Source organism: Streptomyces lacrimifluminis, assembly GCF_014646095.1.
GTDB classification, from domain to species: domain Bacteria; phylum Actinomycetota; class Actinomycetes; order Streptomycetales; family Streptomycetaceae; genus Streptomyces; species Streptomyces lacrimifluminis.
Map to the genome: position 1 here is coordinate 284,274 of NZ_BMMU01000007.1, position 22,125 is coordinate 306,398.

Below are 22,125 nucleotides of genomic sequence, written 5' to 3' on the forward strand. Positions count from 1 at the left end.
TAAACCGGTCACGTGTCACACGTGTCAGTGAATTCTGTCGGTCATCTCGGTCAGGAGTGGTGGCAGGGCGGTCGTCAGTGGTCGGCCGCCGATGGTCGTTCGTCAGTGATCAGGATCAGGATCAGGATCGGGCTGGTGTCAGTGGATGATTCCGGTCCGCAGGGCCACCGCCACCATCCCGGCGCGGTCGCCCGTGCCGAGCTTGCGGGCGATGCGGGCGAGGTGGCTCTTGACGGTCAGCGCGGACAGGCCCATGGAGACGCCGATCGCCTTGTTCGACTGGCCCTCTGCGACCAGTCGCAGGACCTCGACCTCGCGGCCGGACAGCTCGCGGTAGCCGCCCGGGTGGCTCGGGGCACCCGGGGGGCGGCGGTGCATACGGGCACCGGCACCGACGGGGGCGGCGCCCGGTCGGCCGGGAAGCCCGATGTTGTTGCGGGTGCCGGTGACGACGTAGCCCTTCACGCCGCCCGCGAGGGCGTTGCGCACGGCTCCGATGTCGTCGGCGGCGGACAGGGCCAGGCCGTTGGGCCAGCCCGCGGCACGGGTCTCGGACAGCAGGGTGAGCCCGCTGCCGTCGGGCAGGTGGACGTCGGCGACGCAGATGTCGCGGGGGTTGCCGATGCGGGGACGAGCCTCCGCGATGGACGAGGCCTCGATCACATCGCGCACACCGAGCGCCCACAGATGGCGGGTGACGGTGGAGCGGACGCGGGGGTCGGCCACGACCACCATGGCGGTCGGCTTGTTCGGGCGGTAGGCGACCAGGCTTGCGGGCTGCTCAAGAAGAACGGACACCAGGCCTCCTGGAGTGCGGAACGGATCCGGTCCTGGGGGTGAAACCGGATCGACCGTGCTTTCAAGGTCACAGAGGTCTTCGGCATCAAACCTGTGCTCCTTTAGAGAAAGATCACGATCTGGTGAGTAACAATCCGTGCAATTCGGACACGCGATCGATCATCCGAAGATCGAACGGTTTCGCTCTGCGTCGATACGCGGCCGAAAGTGGCCGTATCGACAAAGAGCTACTAAAGACGGCGTGCCGATACCGGGAGAAGGGGGACGCGTGGAGGGGGCGCGAAAGAACGGCCTTGCGGTCCCCGTACGGGGACCGCAAGGCCGTTCAGTGAGTTCGGGTCAGCGGCGGGTACTCAGGGTGGGGTCAGCGGGACTGGGGCCCCCGCCGCTGCGGCAGCGTCACCACAGACGCGTCCCCGGGGCCGGCCGGCGGCAGGCCCGCGATCTGGGCGAGCAGGTCGCACCAGGAGGCGAGGTGGGACGCGGTGTCCGGGACGCCGCCGGGGCCCTCGTGGGGTGTCCAGGAGGCGCGGATCTCGATCTGGGAGGCGGCCGGCCGCTCCGACATCCCGCCGAAGTAGTGCGAACTCGCGCGCGTGACCGTGCCGCTGGCCTCGCCGTACGACAGCCCGCGCGTCTGGAGCGCCCCGGTCAGCCAGGACCAGCACACGTCGGGCAGCAGCGGGTCGGCCGCCATCTCCGGCTCCAACTCGGCGCGCACCAGCGTCACCAGCCGGAAGGAGCCCTGCCAGGCGTCGTGCCCGGCCGGGTCGTGCAGCAGGACGAGCCGGCCGTCGGCCAGATCCTCCTCGCCGTCGACGACCGCCGCCTCCAGCGCGTACGCGAACGGCGCCAGGCGCTGGGGCGCCCGCGTCGGCTCGATCTCGATCTGCGGCCTCAGCCGCGCGGTCCGCAACGCGTCGACAGCAGCCCGGAAGGGCAACGGAGCCGTCTCCACCGCATCCCGGTCTCCCCCCTTCGCCTCGTCCATTCCGCCAGCGCCGTCCGACAGTCGTCCCTGAGCCGCAGCCATGCGGGGAAGATTAAGGGGAACAGGGCCTCCGTGCGGGGAGGGACACCCGTGGGACGGGCCACAGTCCGACGAGAGCCGTCGGCAGGGCTGTTCGCGGGGCTGTCGGTGGGGCATGCGAGACTTCTGGTCGTGAGCGCCAACGAGAGCCCTGCGGGCCAGCAGCCGACAGCGACGTCCGCCGCCGTCAAGAACGACTCCGTGCGGGATTCCGCCTTCCTGAAGGCGTGCCGACGCGAGCCGGTGCCGCACACGCCCGTGTGGTTCATGCGCCAGGCCGGGCGCTCCCTGCCCGAGTACCGCAAGGTCCGCGAGGGCATCCCCATGCTGGAGTCCTGCACCCGGCCCGAGCTGGTCACGGAGATCACGCTCCAGCCGGTGCGCCGGCACAACGTGGACGCGGCGATCTACTTCAGCGACATCGTCGTCCCGCTCAAGGCCATCGGCGTCGACCTCGACATCAAGCCCGGCGTCGGCCCGGTCGTCGAGAAGCCGATCCGCACCCGCGCGGACCTCGCCCAGCTCCGCGACCTCACCCCCGAGGACGTGCCGTACATCACCGAGGCCGTCGGCCTGCTCACCCGCGAGCTCGGCGCCACCCCGCTCATCGGCTTCGCGGGGGCGCCCTTCACGCTCGCCAGCTACCTCGTCGAGGGCGGCCCGTCCCGGACGTACGAGAACGCCAAGGCGATCATGTACGGCGATCCGCAGCTCTGGGCCGACCTTCTCGACCGCCTCGCCGACATCACGGCGGCCTTCCTCAAGGTTCAGATCGAGGCGGGCGCCAGCGCCGTCCAGCTGTTCGACTCCTGGGCCGGTGCCCTCGCCCCGGTCGACTACCGCCGCTCGGTGCTCCCCGCCTCCGAGAAGGTCTTCAAGGCAGTCGAGGGGTACGGCGTGCCGCGCATCCACTTCGGTGTCGGCACCGGAGAACTCCTTACCCCCATGAGCGAGGCCGGCGTGGATGTCATGGGCGTCGACTGGCGCGTCCCGCTCGACGAGGCCGCCCGTCGCGTCGGCCCCGGCAAGGCGCTGCAGGGCAACCTCGACCCGACGGTCCTGTTCGCCTCCACGGAGGCCGTCGAGTCCAAGACCCGCGAGGTCCTGGACTCTGCGAAGGGTCTGGAGGGCCACATCTTCAACCTCGGCCACGGCGTCATGCCGAACACGCCCCCGGACGCCCTGACCCGCCTCGTGGAGTACGTGCACACGAACACCGCCCGCTGAGTCGCGGATCGGCGCCCGTCACCACGTATGCCGTGCCTGTCTGCCCCAGAGCAGGCGGCCCGGCTCGGGCGGTGGCGGGGTGCCGGCCCTGAGCGGCCAGGCGAGCAGCATGCCCGCGAGGAAGCCGACGACGTGGGCGGCGTACGCCACGGTGCCCGCGTCGGAGACGCCCTCGCCGGAGGGGTACACCGCCTGCAGCACGAACCAGAAGCCCAGCACCAGCCAGGCGGGCAGGCGGAGTGGCAGGAAGACCAGGAAGGGCACCAGTACCCAGACCCTGGCCTTCGGGAACAGGACCAGATAGGCGCCCAGGACGCCGGCGATCGCCCCGGAGGCGCCGATCAGGGGGTCGCCCGAGTCGGCGTTGACGAGCGCGAAGCCGTACGACGCCGCGTAGCCGCAGGCGACGTAGAAGAGCGCGTACCGCACATGTCCGAGGCGGTCCTCGATGTTGTTGCCGAAGATCATCAGGAACAGCATGTTGCCCAGCAGATGCAGCCAGCCGCCGTGCAGGAACAGCGCCGTGAACACGGAGAGCGTGGGGGACTTGTCGTAGCCCGGCGGGCCGATCACGCAGCCCGGTCCTCCGGTGCCGATCCCGACGTCGCCCGTCGGTACCAGGCGCGGGAGGTGATGGTGGATCAGCTCCTGGGGGACGGCGGCGTACTGGCCCAGGAAGGCCTGGAGACGGCACAACTGTGCCAGACCGCTCTCGCCCGTCACCGAACCCGCTGTGCCGGGCATGGAGAGGAACACGAGGACGTTGGCGGCGATCAGCGCGTACGTGACCCAAGGTGTGCGGCTCGCGGGGTTCACGTCATGGACGGGGATGACCACAAGGAATACTGCCCGCGATGCGTCTCGCGAATCGGTGAACGCGGCTGTCCGTGTGTCCGTATCTGTCCTCAACGTCCGCGGCACGACGAAGGCTGGTCGCGGGGACGACGTGAGGAACAGGCGATGAACGACCGAGTTACTCCTCCGGTGCAGTCGGTGCAGGCTCTGCCGAACGGCGAGGCCGAACTCGCGCTGGTGGTCCACCTGCCATGGGAGGACGTGGCCCGGCTCGGCCAGGAGGCTGGGCGGCTGGCCACGCAGATGCAGCGGCCGGTGTCGCTCGACGAGGCGGTGAGCCATCGGCTGCGGTCCAGTGGACTCGGTGCCCACGCGAAGCCTGCACAGGCGCAGCAGGCGCCGTCGGTCTCCGCGTCGGCGTCCGTGTCCGCGCTGCCGTCCCGGCCGCCGGGGGAGCAGGCGCGCCAGGCGATTGATCGGATCAACGGGACCGCGTAACGACGTAGGGGTGCTGTGCGTTGCCGGGCGCGGGTCCACTGTGGCTTGTCGCGCAGTTCCCCGCGCCCCCGGGTGGGTCCCCGTGCGCCTGTTTGGAAGGCACCCCGTGCGTCATCGGAAGGCACCCTCGCGGATCGCCGTGGCGGCCTTTCTGGCTGCTACCAGTACGGGGTCCCAGACCGGGGAGAACGGGGGCGCGTAACCCAGGTCCAGGGCTGTCATCTGTTCGACTGTCATCGATGCCGTGAGGGCCACCGCCGCGATGTCGACCCGCTTCGCCGCGCCCTCGCGGCCGACGATCTGGACGCCGAGGAGGCGGCCCGTGCGCTGTTCGGCGAGCATTTTCACCGTCATCAGGGCCGCGCCGGGGTAGTAGCCCGCGCGGTTCGTCGACTCGATGGTGACCGATACGAACCGGAGGCCCGCCCGGTGCGCGTCCTTCTCCAGCAGGCCGGTGCGGGCGATCTCCAGGTCGCAGACCTTGCTCACGGCGGTGCCGACGACGCCGGGGAAGGTGGCGTAGCCGCCGCCCGCGTTCGCGCCGATGACCTGGCCGTGCTTGTTGGCGTGCGTGCCGAGGGCGATGTGCCGGTGCTGACCGGAGACGAGGTCCAGGACCTCGACACAGTCGCCGCCGGCCCAGATGTTCTCGTGCCCGCGCACCCGCATCGCCAGGTCGGTGAGGAGACCGCCGTGGTCGCCCACGGGGAGTCCCGCCGCCCGGGCGAGCGTCGCCTCGGGGCGGACACCGATACCGAGCACGACCACGTCCGCCGGGTACTCCGCGTCCTCCGTGGCGACCGCGCGCACCCTGCCGTCGTCGCCGGTGAGCAGCTTGGTGACCTCGGCGTCGTTCACCATGGTGATGCCCAGGCCCTCCATCGCCCCGTGCACCAGGCGGCCCATGTCCGGGTCGAGCGTGGACATCGGTTCCTCGCTGCGGTTGACGACCGTCACCTCGTAGCCGCGCTTGATGAGGGCCTCCGCCATCTCCACGCCGATGTAGCCCGCGCCGACCACGACCGCGCGGCGGCCCTCGGTGGTGGCCAGGGTGTCCAGAAGGGCCTGGCCGTCGTCCAGGGTCTGTACGCCGTGTACCCCGGGTGCGTCGACGCCGGGGAGGGAGGGACGGATCGGACGGGCGCCCGTGGCGATCACCAGTTTGTCGTAGGACGTCCATGACTCGGCGCCCGTTTCCAGGTCACGCGCGCGTACCCGGCCGCCCGGGACGTCGATCTCCGTGACCTCCGTACGCATGCGCAGATCGATGTCGCGGGCCCGGTGCTCCTCGGCCGAGCGGGCGATCAACTGGTCCCGGTCAGGGACGTCGCCGCTCACCCAGTAGGGGATGCCGCACGCCGAGTAGGAGGTGAAGTTGCCGCGCTCGAACGCGACGATCTCCAGCTCGCCGGGTTTCCTGAGCCGGCGCGCCTGCGACGCGGCGGACATGCCCGCCGCGTCGCCGCCGATCACCACCAGACGCTCGGTCCCACGCTTCGTGTCGCTCGTACGGCCATCGCTCATGCTCATACGAACACGCTACGGGGACCCCGCCTGTCGATCCCGGCCAGGACTGATCAATCCTGATCAGTCCTGGTCCGGGCCCTTCGGCTGCACCGGGGGAGCCGAAGGCAGGGAGGTCGCCGGGGCGGGGCCCGTGGCCGTCGCCGGGGTGGGGCGCTGTCGGCGGGTGCGGGTGAGGCGCAGCCAGACGAACACCAGCAGGGCCGCCACGACCGCGAACGGCAGTACCGTGGCGAGGGCCACCACGATCCAGCGCAGCATCGACACGAACGCGTTCCAGCCGCCCGCGAGGGCGTCCAGGATGCCCGGGTCGTCGTTCTCGTCGGACTCCCTGACCGGGTTCTCCGTCAGGGAGAGGTTGATCGTGGCCAGGGTCGTGCGGTCCTTCAGGGAGGTCTGACGGGCGAGCAGCGACTCCAGGTCGGCCTGACGTCGGCTCAACTCGCCCTCCAGGGTGACGACGTCGGAGAGTTTGGTGGCCTGCTCCATCAGCTCACGGATGCGGTTCACGCTCGCGCGCTGCGTGCTGATGCGGCTCTCCACGTCGACGACCTGCTCGGTGACGTCCTGCGCCTCCGCCTCCCGGTGCAGAAGTTTTCCGGTGCCCTCCAGGTCGGCGAGGACCCGCTCGTACTCGCCGACGGGCACCCGCAGGACGATGTCCGTGCTCTCGCTGCCCTCCTCCTCGTCCAGGGTCGTCGTCTCGCTGCCGACGTAGCCGCCCGCGTTCACCGCGGTGGTGCGAACCTTGACCAGGGCCTTGGGTACGTCCTTGACCTGCACGGAGACGGACACGGTGCGGATGATGTGCGCGCCAATGGCCGCCTGCGGCGCCGCACTGGCCTGGGTTCCGCTGCCCTTGTCGCCGTCCGGCTTGCTCTCGGTCGTGGCCTGTTCGTCCAGAGCGCCCGAGGCGGCCTTCGCCGCACCGCCGCCCGCGCCGCTGTCCGAGCTGTCGTCGGCACCCAAGCCGCTGCAGCCGGTGAGCGCGAGGGCCGAGGCCAGGAGGATCCCGGCCAGGGCCTGGACCGGGCGTGTACGGGTTGTGCGCAGCGTGTTCATCTTGTGGATTCCCCCCGAGGGCTGTCGATGGAACGTCTTGACCGTCGTGGTGCACGACTGACGCTCCTTCGACGCATGAAGGGGACGGGACGTTGGCCGGTTGGGGTCCCGATGAGGTCACGGTCGGGACTCGCGTCGGACAACGCGGGCGGCGTGCGCCGCCGGGAGTGTCGGAGGGGTCTGAGAAGGTGGTGGCATGAGCGCAGTGGAGGCCCGTGCGGCTGCCGGGCATGTCGTCGTCATCGGAGGCGGGATCGCGGGTCTGGCCGCCGCCCACCGGCTGCTGCAGCGGGGTGTGCGGGTCACGGTCCTGGAGGCGTCGGACCGGGTCGGCGGCAAGCTGCTGCCCGGCGAGATCGCGGGCGCGCGGGTCGACCTCGGTGCCGAGTCGATGCTCGCGCGCAGACCCGAAGCCATCGCGCTCGCCCGGGAGGTCGGCCTCGACGACCGTCTCCGGCCGCCCGCCACCTCGACGGCCTCGATCTGGACCCGGGGCGCCCTGCGACCCATGCCCAAGGGGCACGTCATGGGCGTTCCCGGCAGCGCCTCGGCCCTGGCCGGCGTCCTCTCGGACGAGGGGCTGGCCCGTATCGGGCGCGACGCCGACCTGCCGCGCACGGAGGTCGGGGACGACGTGGCGGTGGGGGAGTTCGTCGCCGCGCGCCTCGGCCGCGAGGTCGTCGACAGGCTGGTGGAACCACTGCTGGGAGGGGTGTACGCGGGCGACGCGTACCGCATCTCGATGCGCTCGGCCGTGCCCCAGCTCTTCGAGGTGGCCAGGACGCACGCGTCCCTGACGGAGGGGGTGCGTGGCATCCAGGCCCGGATGGCAGCCGCTCCCCAGCAGGGCGGGCCGGTTTTCATGGGCATCCGGGGAGGTGTGGGCCAACTGCCGCTCGCCGTCGCGGAGTCGGTGCGCGCGCGGGGAGGCGAGATCGTCACCGGTGCACCGGTGACCGAGCTGCGCCGGACGGCCGGGACGTCGGCGGCATGGCGGGTCGTCGCCGGGGAGCGGGTGCTCGACGCCGATGGTGTGGTCGTCGCGGTACCGGCCCCGGTGGCCGCCGGACTGCTCCGCGCCGAGGCGCCGGCCGCCGCCGCCGAACTCGCGGGCGTGGAGTACGCCTCGATGGCCCTGATCACCCTGGCCTACCGCCGCGCCGACATCAGCCTCCCCGAGGGCAGCGGCTTCCTGGTGCCGCCCGTCGACGGACGCACCATCAAGGCGTCGACGTTCGCCTCCCAGAAGTGGGGCTGGATCGCCGACGAGAACCCGGACCTGCTGGTCCTGCGGACCTCCGTGGGGCGGTACGCCGAGACGGAGATCCTCCAGCGCCCCGACACCGACCTGGTCGAGGTCTCACGCCACGACCTCAAGGAGGCGACCGGGCTGACGGCGGCCCCCGTCGAGACCCGCGTCACCCGCTGGGACGACGGGCTGCCCCAGTACCCCGTCGGCCACCACGCGCGCGTGGACCGAGTCCGCGAGCACGTCGCCAAGCTCCCGGGCCTCGCGGTGTGCGGCGCGGCGTACGACGGGGTCGGCATCCCGGCCTGCATCGCGAGCGCGTACGCGGCCGTGGACGCGCTCGGACCGCTTCAGCCGCTGGAGCCGCTCGATGGCCACCCGGTGCGAAGCGCGCCCGACGGAGCGGGAGAATAGGCACATGAGTGACGACGCCCCCACCACCGACGCGGCCCGCATCCCGAACAAGGGCAAGCTGGCCAAGGACCTCAACGAGGTCATCCGCTACACCCTGTGGTCCGTCTTCAAGCTGAAGGACGTCCTGCCCGAGGACCGCACGGGCTTCGCCGACGAGGTCCAGGAGCTGTTCGACCAGCTCGCCGCGAAGGACGTGACCGTCCGCGGCACGTACGACGTCTCCGGGCTGCGCGCCGACGCCGACCTGATGATCTGGTGGCACGCCGAGACCGCCGACCAGCTCCAGGAGGCGTACAACCTCTTCCGCCGCACGAAGCTGGGCCGCGCCCTGGAGCCGGTGTGGTCGAACATGGCGCTGCACCGCCCCGCCGAGTTCAACCGCTCGCACATCCCCGCGTTCCTGGCCGACGAGACGCCCCGGAACTACATCAGCGTCTACCCGTTCGTGCGCTCGTACGACTGGTACCTGCTGCCCGACGAGGACCGTCGCCGGATGCTCGCCGACCACGGCAAGATGGCCCGCGGTTACCCGGACGTGCGCGCCAACACGGTCGCCTCGTTCTCCCTCGGCGACTACGAGTGGCTACTGGCCTTCGAGGCCGACGAGCTGTACCGCATCGTCGACCTCATGCGTCACCTGCGCGCCTCCGAGGCCCGTATGCACGTCCGCGAAGAGGTCCCGTTCTACACGGGGCGCCGCAAGGAGATCGGCGAGCTGATCGCCGGTCTCGCCTGAGGGCTGCCGCCTGCCTCAGGATGCCTGGGCGGCCTTTCCCGTCAGGGAACGGTCGGCCCGGGCCGCAGGCCGCGGCTCCGCGTGCGGAGCGCACTCCGCGCTCCGCCCGGGCAGACGGCCCGTCAGCAGATACGCGTCCAGGTGGCTGTTCACGCACTTGTTCGGGCCGCCCGCGATGCCGTGCGTGCCCGCGCCCCGCTCCGTCACCAGGGCCGAGCCCGGCAGCCGGCGCCGCAGTTCGAGCGCGCCCGCGTACGGCGTCGCCGCGTCCCGTTCGGCAGCCAGGATCAGCACCGGCGGCAGGTCGCCCGGCCCGGTCCCCACGTCGAGGGGCGTCTGCCGGGGCGCCGGCCAGTAGGCGCACGGCAGGTTCATCCACGCGTTGTCCCAGGTCTCGAACGGCGCGGTGCGCGCGAGCCGTGTGTTGTCCCGGTCCCAGACCCGCCAACTCGTCGGCCAGGGCGCGTCGTTGCACTCGACGGCGGTGTACACCGTGTTGCCGTTCTCCGCCTCGACGGCCGCCTCCGTCACCGGTGCCGCCTGGTCGATCAGCGGCTGCGGATCCCCCTTCAGATAGGCGGACAGGGCGTGGGCGCGGTGCGGCCAGTAGTCGTCGTAGTACCCGGCCTGCAGGAACGCGCCCTGCAACTGCCCCGGCCCCACCTTCCCGCTGGCCGGCTCGGCGGCGAGCCGGGCCGCCGCCTTCTCGTAACTCCGCAGCACCGCCTCCGGCGTGGCGCCGAGCCCGTACACGTCGTCGTGCCGGGCGACCCACGCCCGGAAGTCCGCCCAGCGGTTCTCGAACGCGGCCGACTGGTCGAGGTTGTTGCGGTACCAGATCCCGCCCGGGTCCGGGTTGACCGCCGAGTCGAACACCATCCGCCGTACGTGCGAGGGGAACAGCGTCGCGTACAGCGCCCCGAAGTAGGTGCCGTACGAGGCCCCCATGAAGGTCAGCCGGTCCTCGCCGAGCGCGGCGCGCAGGACGTCCAGGTCACGGGCGTTGTTGAGGGAGTGGTAGTGCCGCAGCGCGTCGCCCGAGCGCTCGGCGCACCCGCGCGCGTACGCCTTCGCCTCGGCGACACGCTCCCTCTTGTACGACTCCGAGGGATGCGTCGGCGCCTGCGTGGGCCCCTTGAAGAAGAGCTTGGGGTCCTCGCAGGACAGCGGCGCCGACCGGCCCACCCCGCGCGGGGCGTACCCGACCAGGTCGTAGGCTCCCGCGATGCGCTTCCACTCCGGGATGACGCCGATCATCGGGAAGAACATGCCGGAGGCACCGGGGCCGCCCGGGTTGTAGACGAGAGCGCCCTGGTGCTCCACCCGGTGCTCGGGGTCGCGCGGGTTCCTGCCGGTCGCCTCGGCCCGGCTGACGGTGAGCTTGATCTGCCTGCCGTCGGGATGTGCGTAGTCGAGCGGCACGGTGACGGTGCCGCACCGCACACTGTCCGGCAGTTCCTCCTCCTCGGCGCACTTCCCGAAGCGGATACCGGCCGCCTCGGCGCGCGCTGCGGCCAGCACGGAACCCCGGAACTCGGCCGAGCCGGGACCGCCCGGCAGGCCGGACCGGCCCGGCGCACTGTCCGCGGGGGCGGCGGCCAGGGTGGTCAACAGCAAGGACCCGGCAGCGGAGTAGAGGGCGGCAGCTCGCATCGCGTATCCCTTCGGTGGCAACAGAAGGGATGTTTCGGGCGCCAGTCGGCGAAGGCAAGCACCACCCGCCCGGTGTCGCCGCGAGCACTCCTGTGCGCCCCCGCACACCCCCGGGGCGCCGGTGCCGGTGCGGGAGCCGTCAGCGCAGCCGTTCGCGCAGGGTGTCCTGGGGCTCCCGGTGCGCGAGGGCCGCGCGCAGGTCCGGCTCGTCGACCGCGCGGACCCCGAGCACGGCGACGGAGGTGAGGTACGTGCGTTCGTCGCCGGTGGCGTGCGGGGCGGTGGTCCTGTTCCGTCGGGCGAGGGTGGTGAGGAGCCGCTGTCCGGCCGGTGACGCCCAGCGGGAGTACGGGTGGATCTCGATCCGGGCGATGGCCAGGCAGCTCAGGGTGAGGACGAGGGGGAGCGCGAACCAGAGGGCGACCAGGTCGCGCGGCACGGCACCCCGCCCGGGCGCCAGCAGGGCCACCGCGCCCAGCGCGACGACGATCAGCGCGGCGGCCCGCACCTGACGGACCGCGAACGCCGGCCCGCGCCGGGCGCCGTCGGGCACGGCCAGGCCCGCCGCGACGAGCCGGTCCGCGAGCCCTCGTACGGCCTCCGTGCCGGCCGCGGCCGTTCGCACCGGAGCGATGCGCGACTGCCCCTCAGGGCCGATGGCGCCTATCACCGACCGTTCCATCTCGTCGCGCCCGCTCGGGTCCACGACGGTCGCCCAGCCGGTGTGGGCGAGCAGCAGCCGCCGCTGACGGGCCATCGACACCAGTGTGAGATCGGCGACCCGCGCGGGTCCGCCGGACAGGAACGCGGCCTCGTACAGCGTCAGGTCACGCCCGCGCCCGCCGGGGCCCGCGTCCGGATCGACGGCAGTCGCGTGTACGGCGGCCAGGCACAGCCGGATGCACGCCGTACCGGCGGCGATCCAGGCCAGCAGCAGGAGGAAGGACCAGAACATGCCGTTGTTCTATGCGAAGGGTGCCTGGAACGCCATGGGCTTTCAGGATATGGACGAGGTATGGCCGGTACGTGACGTATGGGCGGTGGCCGATTCAGGCCTTCGCGGACGGCTTCGCGGGCTCCGTGGGCTTCGACGGCGGGCTGGTCGCCGGAGGCGGCAGCGGATACGTCGCGACCGCCGAGGGAGTCACCGGCACGGCGGACGCGGGGGCGGTCGTCGGACCGGGCGGCGCCGGGGAGTTGGTGAGCGGTGGGGTGCTCGCGGCGGCCATGTCCTGGGCGAGGGCGTCGAAGTCGACGTACCCCGTGGCCTCCAGGACCTGGATGTGGTCGAGGACGGTCCTGTTCGCGTCGTCGGCGAGGGTGCGGACCAGGGAGTTGCGGGTGCTCGCGCGGACCTGCGCGACGACGGAGAACACCTTGCCGTGCGCCATCCGCAGCAGGTTGGCGAACTGGCGGTCGAAGTCCGCGCCGTGGGCCGCGTCCATGGTGCTGAGCCATCCGCGCTGCTGCTCACTCGGCTGGTTGGGCAGTTCGAACCCGAGCCGCGACGCCACGTCCCGGACCCGCTCGTCGAGGAACGTGTGCCCCTCGATCAGATGCCGGCCCGCGATCCGTACGGCCTCGGTGGTGCCGCGTTCCTGGGCCTGCTGACCGGCGGGCAGTTCCCACAGCCCGGCCAGCCGGACCTTGGTGAGGAACTCGCGGTCGAGCGCGGACAGCGGACCGAACCGTGTCGACACGGTCTGCGCGTTGAGCACGTCCACACCGGTTCCGGAACGGTCCGTGTACGACCAGACCGGGAAGAGCAGTGCGACGAGGGTCGCCGCCAGACCCGCGACGACGAGCCCGGTGCCGCCGGGGCCGGGACGGTGGATGGATCGCATGGTGCCTCCTGCTTGCGGCACCGCACGCTAATGCGCTTCGGGCACGGAGTTCGCATCGTACTGCGGGCCCTACGCCGGCTGCGGTACGCGAGGAGACAGCTCCCTGGCGAGGAGGAGGACGCCGAATGAGGGAGCACGACGCTTGCGCATATCGCGTTGAAATCTGACAAATCAGACAGTGAGGTGTCGGATAATGGGCGGCACTGTTAACCCCCGCACAGTTTGCGCGGGTTGAGGCGTAGGTGCCCGTTCGGCGGTGGGAGGTGCACGGCGTACGCGCGGGGAGTGACGTTCGTCGCTCGGAGCCCCCGTGCGTCAGCGGCGCAGGAGTACGCGTCGGGTGGCCCGGGCCAGCCGGGCCGTGGGGCGCTGGGAGCGCGGGGCCGGACCCGAGCGGTCGAGCCACCACTCGCGCAGCCGCCGTCGGCTCTCCGTGTTCTCGGGCTGCCCGCCGAGCAGCAGATGCGCGGCGAAGTCCAGCGCGTCGTGCCGGTAGCCGTCGGACATGGGGTGCCCGTGCGCGTACGCGAGGAAGGCGGGCCGGTATCCGGCCCCGAGGATCTCGGGCAACTCCGGCGCGACCTTCGCCACGACATCGGCCCGCTTCGCCCCGAGCGCCCGCGACTGCACCCCGAGCCGGACCCGGTCGAACCCCTCCGGTACGGGCGTCCCCGCGACGAGCGCGGAGAGCAACGCGGCCTGCGCGAGGGCGAGGCGCTGGCGGGCGGGGGCGGAGTCGGGTGTCCGGTCGGCCTCGGCCTCGGCGACGGGTGTGGTTGTCGGTGCCGAAGCCGCCGCCCCCGCGGGGGCCGACTCCGAGGGCGCAGCCGCCTCCAGCGCCCCGCGGATCGCGTCCAGCTCCCGCTCCAGCTCACCCGCCTCGGGGAAGTTGTCGTCCCGCTCCAGCAGGACGCCGGGCGGGGTGACCCGGGAGGCGAGGTCCGTGAGGATGCCGAGGACCTGGGGCGGGACCGGATGGGCGTGGCTGTCGTGCCAGACGCCGTCCCGCTCGAAGCCTCCCGCGACATGGACGTACGCGATGGCCTCGACGGGCAGGTCGGCCAGGGCCTTCGCCGGGTCCTCGCCCCGGTTGACGTGGTTCGTGTGCAGGTTGGCGACATCGATGAGGAGGCGTACGCCGGTCCGGTCCGCCAGCTCGTACAGGAACTGGCCCTCGGTCAGCTCCTCGCCGGGCCAGGCGAGGAGCGCGGCGATGTTCTCGACGGCGAGCGGCACCGGCAGTGCTGCCTGTGCGATGCGGACGTTCTCGCACAGCACGTCGAGCGCGTCCCGGGTGCGGGGGACGGGCAGCAGGTGCCCGGCCTCCAGCAGCGGGGACGCGGTCAGCGGACCGCCGGCCCGGACGAACGCGATGTGCTCGGTGACCAGCGGCGAGCCCAGCGCCTCGGCGCGCTCGGCGAGCGCCGTGAGCCGGTCCTCGGCGGGCCGGTCGGCACCGCCCAGGCCCAGGGAGACCCCGTGCGGGACGACCGTCACGCCGCGCTCGCGCAGCCGCAGCAGCGATGCGGGGAGATGCCCCGGGCAGAGGTTTTCGGCAACGGCCTCGACCCAGTCGATGCCCGGCATGGCCTCCACCGCGTCCGCGATCTCCGGCCGCCACCCGATGCCCGTACCCAGTCGTCCCAGTCGCTTCATCGTCCGTCCCCTTCTCCGACCCTCTCGGCCGTCCGCCACGGTTTTCACCAGGACCCGCCGCGCCGTCTCCGTCGGCGGGCCGCGCACGGTGTCGTGGTGTGACGGAGTGATGGCCCGGGTCCCCGGGGCCGAACCCTTCCCCGGGGAGGTTCAGAGCAACATTTGAGCTTCCGCCCGTCTGCCGCCCACCGGTCGGCTAGCCGCCCAGACCGACGGTGGCGGGGTCCTTCGCCGCAGGCCGGTTGGTGTTGACCACGCCCGGTGTCGTCGGTGACGGCTTGGACTTCCCGACGACGTTGCCGGTCGGCTCCACCGCGGGTGCGACGGGCGGCACCACGCCTGGGGACGGCGGCGGCGGACCGGTCGGGCTGGCGCTCGGCCCGGCGGCGGCCTCGGCGATGGCCTCGAAGTCGACCTGGCCGGTCTTCTCCAGGATCGTGATGTGGTCGAGCACGGTCTGGTTGGCGTCCGAGGCCAGCTGGCGCACGAGGGTGTTGCGGGTGTTGTTCCGTACCGTCGCGATGTCCGGCAGGATCTTGCCGTGCGCGGTCCGCAGGAGGTTCGCCCAGACCTTGTCGTAGTCCCCGGCCGAGGCTGCCGTCATCTGGTCCAGGAAGCCCTGCTGCTGTTCGTTCGGCTGGCTGGGCAGCGGGACGTTGAGCTGCGCGGACATGGTCCGCACCCGCATGTCGAGGTCGTTGTGGCCGACGATCAGGTGGTTCGCCGCCTCCTTGACGGCCGCGCTGCTGGAGCGCTGCATCGCCTGCTGCCCCGCAGGCAGCTCCCACAGCCCGGCAAGGCGCACGCGCACGATCAGGCTGCGGTCGAGCGCGGTCAGCGGCCCCCACTGCGTGTTCACCGTCTCTCCGGTGACCGCGGCCGCCTTCGCGGCGTCGTCACGGTGGGGGTAGGAGTAGACGACGGGGTACGCGAGCGCGCCGATCGTGCCTGCGATTGCCAGGCCGACGAGGACCGAGCCGTTCAAGCGGGGCAAAGGAGCCTCCCGGGAGGAACCCAACTGGTCGTTGGGGACTGTTACGTGGCCAGTGAGGGAGATACGCGAGCGTATCGGGACGTTCCGGCGAGCGGGCTGGGGGGCCGAAGCCTGGGCCCGCTTGCCGACACGTGTCAGATCGTGCCGTTGGCGATGCCGTCGAAGTCGACCTGGCCGGTCTTCTCCAGCATCGTGATGTGGTCGAGCACGGTCTGGTTGGTGTCCGTCGCCAGCTGACGCACGAGCGTGTTGCGGGTGTTGTTCCGCACCTGGGCGATGGGATTGAAGATCTTTCCGTGCGCGGACCGCAGGAGGTTCGTCCAGGTCCGGTCGAAGGCTTCCCCGTCAGGCGCCGCGTCCATCTGCGCCAGGAATCCCTGCTGCGCTTCGTTCGGCTGGTTGGGCAGTTCCACCCCGAGCTGGGCCGCGACGGTCCGCACCCGCTCGTCGAGGTCGGAGTGGCCCACCAGCAGGTGGTCCGCCGCGTCCTTGACGGTGGCGCTCTTGGAGCGTGCCATCGCCTTCTCCGCCGCGGGCAGCTCCCAGAGTCCGGCCAGCCGTACTCGCACGATGAGATCACGGTCGGAGGCGGTCAGCGGCCCCCACTGCGTGTTCACCGTGCTGGAGGCCACATTGGACACTCCGGTGCCGGAGCGGTCGGAATACGACCACACAGGGAACGAGAGCGCGGCGATGGTGGTGGTCAGGGCCGCGATGACGAGGGCCGAGTGGTTGAAGCGCGGCAAAGGAGCCTCCCGGGGAAACCAACTGGTCGTTGGGCAGGTGTTACGTGGCCAGCGCCAGAAGATACGGGCGGGAACCCGGGGATGTTCAACGAAGATGTTTGAACCCTGTGTGTTTCAGGGGACGGTGGTCCGCCACCACCGTCGCCGAACCGGGTGCGATCTCCGTGAAACCGGCATCACGGACCAGAGGGAGTCCGCCGGAGGTGAGGTGGCGCCAGTGGTCCGGATCCGCCGTGCGGACGGCGAGCGGGAAGCCGGCGTCGCGCCAGAGCGCGCGAGCCCCGTCCGGCAGCTCCCACCACGCCAGCTGGGCACCGTGTCCCGTCTGGGCCATCGCCTTGCCCGCCGACATGTCCAGCTCGGGGTTCAGCCAGAGGACGGGCACCGCCGGGTCGGGGCCGAGCGGCGGCTCCGGATCCTCCAGCTCGGTGCCGGAGACCTGGAGCCGGGCCAGGTCCTTGGGCCAGCCGTCCAGCGGAACGGGCGGGAACACCCGTACCTCGGCCGACTTGCCGGTGACCGTGATGCCGGGCAGCGCCTCGGCCCGCCGCCACTCGGCACCCCGCGCCCGTCGCACGACCTTGCGGATCCGGGCGTCCTGCCAGTCCCGCATGGCCTCCGCCCACTCCCCGTCCCCGGCCGACCGCTCGTCCCCGAGGATCACGAGAACGGCACGGGCGGCGGTCTCCAACGCGTCGGTACGAGCCGGCGGCTCGGCCTTCTCGATCCGGGCGACGAGGGGGAGGACGAACTGAGGTGCCTCGTCACGCGGTGATCGCTCGGAGCGGAAAGGGCTGTCGCCGGGAGCTTTCGGTTCGTTGTTCACGCCGCCCAGTCTGCCAACCCAGGGGCGCGGGGCTGTGTTCGGTCTGCGGCTCCGCCGCGTGGGCGCGACCAGCCACCGCTCCACGGCATGATGACCCCGTGCAGAGCGATCTACGGCTGGAGAACGTGGGCGGGGTGCAGGGCGGGCAGCCGGTGCTCGTCTCGCTCGGGTATGCCGCGGCGGCCGTCCTGCCGGTGGCCGCCTGGCTGGTGCGGATCTGCGTGGGCACCGAGCCGCCGCCCGCGCCGCCGTGGCCGCGGCTGTCGGCCCCGGACGGGCACATCTCGCCTGTCTCCTGGTGGCGCTGTCCGCCGCGGCGGTGCTCGGGGCGGCAGCGACCGGCGTGGTGACCCTGATCAGCGACCCGGCGAGCGCCGATCACCGGATCCGGGTCGACCCGCTTCCGGCCGGCGCTGCCGGACTCCTCGCCGCCCTGGCGTGCGCCCTGATCGGCACGGCCGTCGGCGCGCTCACGACCTGGCCGCTGGTGCGCTCGACCGGCCGGGCGGTACCCGCGATGATGCTCGGCGCCCTGCTGGCGACGGTGGTGACGGGATCCCCGGCCACGTCGGCCATCACGTCCCTGGTGACCGGCTCGCGCGCGGCACGATCCCGGTGCCCCTGCTGCCGCTGGCCGCGGCAGCCCTGCTCACGGTGGCGGCGATCGCCGCGGCCTGCGCGCTCACCTCACGCCGCTCACCCTGAACAGGCGGAGCGCTGCGCCTCCTGCCACTCACATACCGGGCAGAGCGTGATGCCCTTCTGCGACTTCGGGTACTCGGTCGGCTTCCGGCACAGCACGCACTCCGCGTACGGCGGTCCGCCCGCGGCCGGTGGTGTGGTCGCGCCGGTCGCGCAGTACGTGTCCTCGTCGCTCATGCCACCAGCGTAAGCCGGTCACCGCCGGCCCCCCGTGGCCCCGATCAGCTCGGACACCTTCACGAACCGGAAGCCGCGCTCGCGCAGCGCGGGCACGATGGTGCGGACGGCCCGTTCGGTGGCCGGGGCGGCGCTGCGCGTGCAGTGCATGACGACGACCGACCCGGGCCGTACGCCGTCCAGTACCTCCCGGGCCACGGCATCGGCGTCCGTCGCGAAGGCGTCCCCGCTGACCACGTCCCACTGCACGGCGGTGACCCCGGCCGTGCTCAGGGCGCGCAGCGCCCGCCGGTCGTAACACCCGCCGGGGAAGCGGAAGTAGGGCATGGCGTGGGGCACCCCGACGGCCCGGAAGGCGGTGAAGGCCCGCTCGACGTCGGCGCGCATCCGTGCCTCCGAACCGGAACCGGAGCCGTTGTCCGCGATCGTCGGCAGCCCGTAGCAGTCCTCGGTGAAGGCGTAGTGGCTGTACGAGTGGTTGGCGACCTCGAAGAGAGGGTCCCGGCCGATGGAGCGGGCCTGGACCGGGTACTCCTCGGCCCACCGGCCCGTCATGAACACGGTCGCCGGAACCTTCAGCGCCCGCAGTGAGGCGATCAGCCGGGGATGGTCGAACCGCTCACCTCGCGCCGCACGGCCGCCCTGCCCGGCGGTCATGTCCGCGTCGAAGGTGAGGGCGACGGTCTTGTCCGGGGTGCGCGGGCCGTTCCGGAAGACGGGGGTCAGACCGGTGGGCCCGGGGGCGAGGGTGGGCGGACGGGAGGGGACGGCGGACGGGAGCGCGGGAGGCCGCTCGGCCCGCTGCGGAACCGGGGCGGTGCCGCAGGCGGCGACGGTGGTGAGCACGGCGCCGAGGACGCAGCCGATGGTGACTCGTCGTACGGGACTGGTCATCGTACGAAGGTAGAAATGCCCGGGTTGCCCGGTGGGCCGCCGCGAGGGCGAGCCGTACGGATGTCACCCGGCCGGCCGCGCCCCCCGGCGGGCGGAAAGGGGCGCCGGGAACCGCGCGACCGGCCCCACCGGCCCGCAGGTCGATCACCACGTCTCCCGCGGAGCCTCAGTGCCGTGTGCAGCGCCCGGTGGGGTTGGCGGCGGGCGGGCGGCACTGGTCGTCGAAGTCGGCGGCGTCGTTGCTCAGGTAGCGGCCCAGACAGGTGCTCGGCGTCGTCAGGCCGCGTTCGCTGCAGAAGGCCAGCGCGGCACGGCCGTCGGCGAACGGGCCGGGGGCGTAGATCACCCAGTAGCCCGGCCGCAGCGACGCGTACGCGTCGCTGCGCACGAACACCGCCTCCGGTACCGACTGCCTGACCTTGGCGAGCTGGGCGTCCCGGGCGGCCGTCCCGGAACCGACCGGCTCGGAGTGGAGCTGGGCGATCCAGCGGTCGGTCGTGTCGGGCGTGGGGTTGGGCGAGGTTCTCGTACCGGCCGTCGGGTCCGAGTCGCCGTCCGTCCCGTATCTGTCGAGGAGGCGTGGTGTGAGGAGGGCGGCGGCGACCGCGACGAGGACCACGAGTACGGCGGACACGGCGACCCGCTTGCGGCGGTTCGGCGTCGGCGGGATCCGCTGTTGCGCCTCGCGCCGGTCCGCACCGCCCGCCACGTGTGCGGAGTGCGGTCGTGTCCCACCGGACTCCGATCGGTGGGACACGAGGTGCGGCGACGTCAGTGTCCGCTGCACCGACCTCGCCGTCCCGCCCGCCGCCACCTCCGCCAGCATCGCCGCCAGCCGAGCCGTGTCGGGACGTGCCGCCGGTTCCCGTTCGAGCAGCGCTTCGAGTACAGGGGTCAGCGGGCCGGAGCGGGACGGCGGCGGGACCTCGGACTCCAGGACCGCGGCCAGCGTCGAGAGCGAGGTCTCACGGCGCAGAGGGCTCACGCCCTCCACGCACACGTACAGCACGACCCCCAGGGACCACAGGTCGGAGGCCGGGTCGTCGGAGGGGCCGCGGATGCGTTCCGGGGCGATGTACTCGGGGGAGCCGACGAGCTCGCCGGTCATCGTCAGCGCCGTCGCGCCCTGGAGCGCCGCGATCCCGAAGTCGGTGAGGACCGCGCTCCCGTCCGGCCGCAGGAGGATGTTCGGCGGTTTCACGTCCCGGTGCTGGACGCCCGCCGCGTGCGCCGCGCGCAGCGCTTCCAGTACCTGGCCGCCGATCCGTGCCGCCTCCGCCGGTGTCAGGGGGCCCGATTCGAGGCGCTTGTCGAGCGAGACACCGGGCACCAGCTCCATGACGATCCAGGGGTGCGGGTCGTCGTCGATGATCTGGTGGACCGTCACCACATGGGGGTTGCTGAGTCGGGCGAGCGCCCGCGCCTCGCGCATCACCCGCTCCCGTACGGCCTCGGTCGCCGCCGCGTCGGGCCGTACCGCCTTCAGGGCGACCTCGCGGTGCAGCACGGTGTCGCGGGCCCGCCACACCGTGCCCATACCGCCGCTGCCGAGCCGGTCCAGCAGCTCGAAACGGCCGTCGACCAGGTCCCCCGATGCGTTCATGGCGGACAGGTTAAAGCCTGCCCGCCATGTCCCGGCTCAGGGGGCGCCCGTTATCGCTTCCACGGACCCCGTACGGCGAATGTCGTCCCGGGCGTGTAGCAGTTCACGTACATCGTCCGGCCGTCCGGAGAGAAGGTGACGCCCGCGAATTCGCCCCACTCGGGGGCGCTCTCGGTGCCGCCCGCCGCGGCAGCGGCTGATGTGATCGCGTGCGCGTTCCGGGCCATCGCGTACACCTCGCCCCCGCGTGTCACGCCGTACACGTGCTGGGCGCCGTCCCCGTCCTCGCACACCATCAGGCCGCCGCTCGGGGCGAGGCAGATGTTGTCCGGTGACTCGCCGGGCAACTGGATGTCCGTGTCCGGGCCGAAGACGATGACCAGGGTGAGGCGGCGCGCGCCGGGGTCGTAGCGCCAGATCTGGCCGAAGTGGGTGGCCGCCGAGCCGTCGCCCGCGCGGGCGAACGACGACACGAAGTACACGCACCGCCCGCCCCAGTAGCAGCCCTCCAGTTTCTGCGCGTGCGTGATGCCCTTCCGGCCGAAGTCCTGGAGCCGGACGGGGGTCTGGGCGGCCAGCGGATCCGGTACGTCCACCCACTCGACGCCGTCGAAGGCGGCACCCGGCTGCTGGATCGAGGACAGGTCGGGTACGCCCGGCACGCGCATCGCCTGGAGCCGCCCGCCCGCGCGCAGTGAACCCACCCCGCCCAGCGGCCTCCTGGGCAGGAAGCGGTAGAAGAGGCCGAAGGGTTCGAGGAAGGCGTCCTCGGTCTCGTAGACGATGCCGCTCTTCGGGTCGACGGCGACGGCCTCGTGCTGGAAGCGGCCCATCGCGGTGAGCGGGACGGCGCCGGTGCGGTGAGGGTCGGCCCCGTCGACCTCGAAGACGAAGCCGTGGTCCTTGGTGTAGCCGTTGGTGCCGGCCTTGTCCTCGGTCTCCTCGCAGGTCAGCCAGGTGCCCCAAGGCGTGGGCCCGCCCGCGCAGTTGACGGCGGTGCCGGCGATGGCGACCCGTTCCGTGAGGACGTCGCCGTCCCGGTCGAGGGTGAGGGACGTACAGCCGCCCTTGCCCATCGGGTCGTAGGTGAGGCCCTTGACCGTCGGGACCGGGATTCTCGGGGTGTTGCGGTTCTCGTGGTTGCGGACCAGGTGGACTCGGCCGTGCCGGCCCGCGAAGGCTTCCATGCCGTCGTGGTTGGAGGGGACCGGGCCCTCGCCGGAGCGCAGGGGGTCGCCCTCGCGGGACAGAACCCGATAGCGGAAACCTTTCGGCAGGTCGAGCAGACCCTTGGGGTCGGGGATCAGCGGGCCGTAACCGGAGTGCCCCAGCTCCTGGGCGGCGGCGGTACCGGCGAAGAGTTCGGAGAGGGCTCCGGTGAAGGCGATACCGACGCCCAGGGCGCCCGTGCGGGCGAGGACCTGCCGTCGGGAGGCGGGGGATCTGTCAACTGCCTTGAGGGGAGCGGTTGTTGGGGAACCGTCGATTTCGGGCATGCCGAATCCGGACATGAGGTGACCTTCCTGCTGGCGGACAGGACTGTGACCTTGCTGTGTGTATCACGCCGTACGGGCCTCGGGAACCACGCGCGTAGCGCGCCTCATCCGGGTGACCCGCCTGGCGGCGGCTGCTGGGTCTGGGCCCGTTCGAGGAAGCGGAGGAGTTCCACCGGGAAGGGCAGGACGAGGGTGGAGTTC

General features: G+C 72.1%; 20 protein-coding genes and 2 pseudogenes. 5 read left to right on the forward strand and 17 right to left on the reverse strand.

Annotated features, from left to right (window positions below):
* Positions 1–138: 138 nt before the first annotated feature.
* On the reverse strand, positions 139–798 hold the full coding sequence (locus IEY89_RS13975; protein ID WP_189147697.1) for a response regulator transcription factor: 660 nt from the start codon (positions 796–798) through the stop codon (positions 139–141).
* Between the two features lie 364 nt (positions 799–1,162).
* A complete protein-coding gene (locus IEY89_RS13980; RefSeq protein ID WP_189147736.1) occupies positions 1,163–1,789 on the reverse strand; it encodes a DUF3000 domain-containing protein in 627 nt (208 codons plus the stop codon).
* A 171-nt stretch (positions 1,790–1,960) separates the two neighbouring features.
* Here IEY89_RS13980 and hemE point away from each other — a divergent pair, with 171 nt between their 5' ends.
* Positions 1,961–3,055, forward strand: a complete 1,095-nt coding sequence (hemE, locus tag IEY89_RS13985; protein ID WP_189147698.1) for a uroporphyrinogen decarboxylase — start codon at positions 1,961–1,963, stop codon at positions 3,053–3,055.
* 18 nt (positions 3,056–3,073) lie between these two features.
* On the opposite strand, the gene IEY89_RS13990 is transcribed toward hemE, so the two are convergent.
* Complete coding sequence (locus IEY89_RS13990; RefSeq protein ID WP_189147699.1) at positions 3,074–3,892, reverse strand: rhomboid family intramembrane serine protease; 819 nt, start codon at positions 3,890–3,892, stop codon at positions 3,074–3,076.
* Positions 3,893–4,015: 123 nt separating this feature from the next.
* Between IEY89_RS13990 and IEY89_RS13995 the strand changes: the two genes are divergently transcribed.
* The gene (locus IEY89_RS13995) at positions 4,016–4,348 is read left to right on the forward strand and encodes a hypothetical protein (protein WP_189147700.1); all 333 of its coding nucleotides are present in this window, start codon (positions 4,016–4,018) and stop codon (positions 4,346–4,348) included.
* 111 nt (positions 4,349–4,459) lie between these two features.
* On the opposite strand, the gene IEY89_RS14000 is transcribed toward IEY89_RS13995, so the two are convergent.
* Together IEY89_RS14000 and IEY89_RS14005 are read right to left on the reverse strand one after the other, a co-directional pair.
* Entirely contained in the window at positions 4,460–5,878 is a 1,419-nt protein-coding gene (locus tag IEY89_RS14000; protein WP_189147701.1) for an FAD-dependent oxidoreductase, read from the reverse strand.
* 57 nt (positions 5,879–5,935) lie between these two features.
* Positions 5,936–6,934, reverse strand: a complete 999-nt coding sequence (locus tag IEY89_RS14005; protein WP_189147702.1) for a DUF4349 domain-containing protein — start codon at positions 6,932–6,934, stop codon at positions 5,936–5,938.
* Positions 6,935–7,130: 196 nt separating this feature from the next.
* Here IEY89_RS14005 and hemG point away from each other — a divergent pair, with 196 nt between their 5' ends.
* Positions 7,131–8,597 carry a protoporphyrinogen oxidase gene (gene hemG, locus IEY89_RS14010; RefSeq protein WP_189147703.1) on the forward strand — a complete coding sequence of 489 codons (1,467 nt, stop codon included), beginning with the start codon at positions 7,131–7,133 and terminating at the stop codon, positions 8,595–8,597.
* A 4-nt stretch (positions 8,598–8,601) separates the two neighbouring features.
* Positions 8,602–9,333: a hydrogen peroxide-dependent heme synthase gene (hemQ, locus tag IEY89_RS14015; protein WP_189147704.1), complete on the forward strand. Its 732-nt coding sequence runs from the start codon at positions 8,602–8,604 to the stop codon at positions 9,331–9,333.
* Positions 9,334–9,348: 15 nt separating this feature from the next.
* Here the strand turns inward: hemQ and IEY89_RS14020 are convergent, their stop codons facing one another.
* From IEY89_RS14020 to IEY89_RS14050, 7 genes are all read right to left on the reverse strand, one after another.
* Positions 9,349–10,986, reverse strand: coding sequence for an alpha/beta hydrolase (locus tag IEY89_RS14020; RefSeq protein ID WP_189147705.1), 1,638 nt, complete (start codon positions 10,984–10,986; stop codon positions 9,349–9,351).
* 139 nt (positions 10,987–11,125) lie between these two features.
* The gene (locus tag IEY89_RS14025; protein WP_189147706.1) at positions 11,126–11,941 is read right to left on the reverse strand and encodes a TIGR04222 domain-containing membrane protein; all 816 of its coding nucleotides are present in this window, start codon (positions 11,939–11,941) and stop codon (positions 11,126–11,128) included.
* 94 nt (positions 11,942–12,035) lie between these two features.
* Positions 12,036–12,830 carry a DUF4142 domain-containing protein gene (locus IEY89_RS14030; protein ID WP_189147707.1) on the reverse strand — a complete coding sequence of 265 codons (795 nt, stop codon included), beginning with the start codon at positions 12,828–12,830 and terminating at the stop codon, positions 12,036–12,038.
* Between the two features lie 315 nt (positions 12,831–13,145).
* Entirely contained in the window at positions 13,146–14,486 is a 1,341-nt protein-coding gene (locus IEY89_RS14035) for an MbnB/TglH/ChrH family RiPP precursor modification enzyme (protein WP_189147708.1), read from the reverse strand.
* 196 nt (positions 14,487–14,682) lie between these two features.
* Complete coding sequence (locus IEY89_RS14040) at positions 14,683–15,480, reverse strand: DUF4142 domain-containing protein (RefSeq protein ID WP_189147709.1); 798 nt, start codon at positions 15,478–15,480, stop codon at positions 14,683–14,685.
* A 134-nt stretch (positions 15,481–15,614) separates the two neighbouring features.
* Entirely contained in the window at positions 15,615–16,226 is a 612-nt protein-coding gene (locus tag IEY89_RS14045) for a DUF4142 domain-containing protein (RefSeq protein ID WP_189147710.1), read from the reverse strand.
* An 85-nt stretch (positions 16,227–16,311) separates the two neighbouring features.
* On the reverse strand, positions 16,312–17,052 hold the full coding sequence (locus IEY89_RS14050) for an aminoacyl-tRNA hydrolase (RefSeq protein ID WP_189147711.1): 741 nt from the start codon (positions 17,050–17,052) through the stop codon (positions 16,312–16,314).
* Positions 17,053–17,183: 131 nt separating this feature from the next.
* Here IEY89_RS14050 and IEY89_RS14055 point away from each other — a divergent pair.
* Positions 17,184–17,757: pseudogene (locus tag IEY89_RS14055) on the forward strand (ABC transporter); the annotation flags it as partial.
* Here the strand turns inward: IEY89_RS14055 and IEY89_RS14060 are convergent.
* The 5 genes and pseudogenes from IEY89_RS14060 to IEY89_RS40625 form a co-directional block, all read right to left on the reverse strand.
* Positions 17,749–17,931, reverse strand: coding sequence for a hypothetical protein (locus tag IEY89_RS14060; protein ID WP_189147712.1), 183 nt, complete (start codon positions 17,929–17,931; stop codon positions 17,749–17,751). The pseudogene IEY89_RS14055 and the gene IEY89_RS14060 sit on opposite strands and share 9 nt — an antisense overlap.
* 18 nt (positions 17,932–17,949) lie before the next feature.
* Complete coding sequence (locus IEY89_RS14065; protein WP_189147713.1) at positions 17,950–18,825, reverse strand: polysaccharide deacetylase family protein; 876 nt, start codon at positions 18,823–18,825, stop codon at positions 17,950–17,952.
* Positions 18,826–18,991: 166 nt separating this feature from the next.
* A complete protein-coding gene (locus IEY89_RS14070; protein WP_189147714.1) occupies positions 18,992–20,428 on the reverse strand; it encodes a serine/threonine-protein kinase in 1,437 nt (478 codons plus the stop codon).
* 50 nt (positions 20,429–20,478) lie between these two features.
* Positions 20,479–21,924: a PhoX family protein gene (locus tag IEY89_RS14075; RefSeq protein WP_189147737.1), complete on the reverse strand. Its 1,446-nt coding sequence runs from the start codon at positions 21,922–21,924 to the stop codon at positions 20,479–20,481.
* Between the two features lie 104 nt (positions 21,925–22,028).
* Positions 22,029–22,125, reverse strand: a pseudogene (locus IEY89_RS40625) (slipin family protein); the annotation flags it as partial.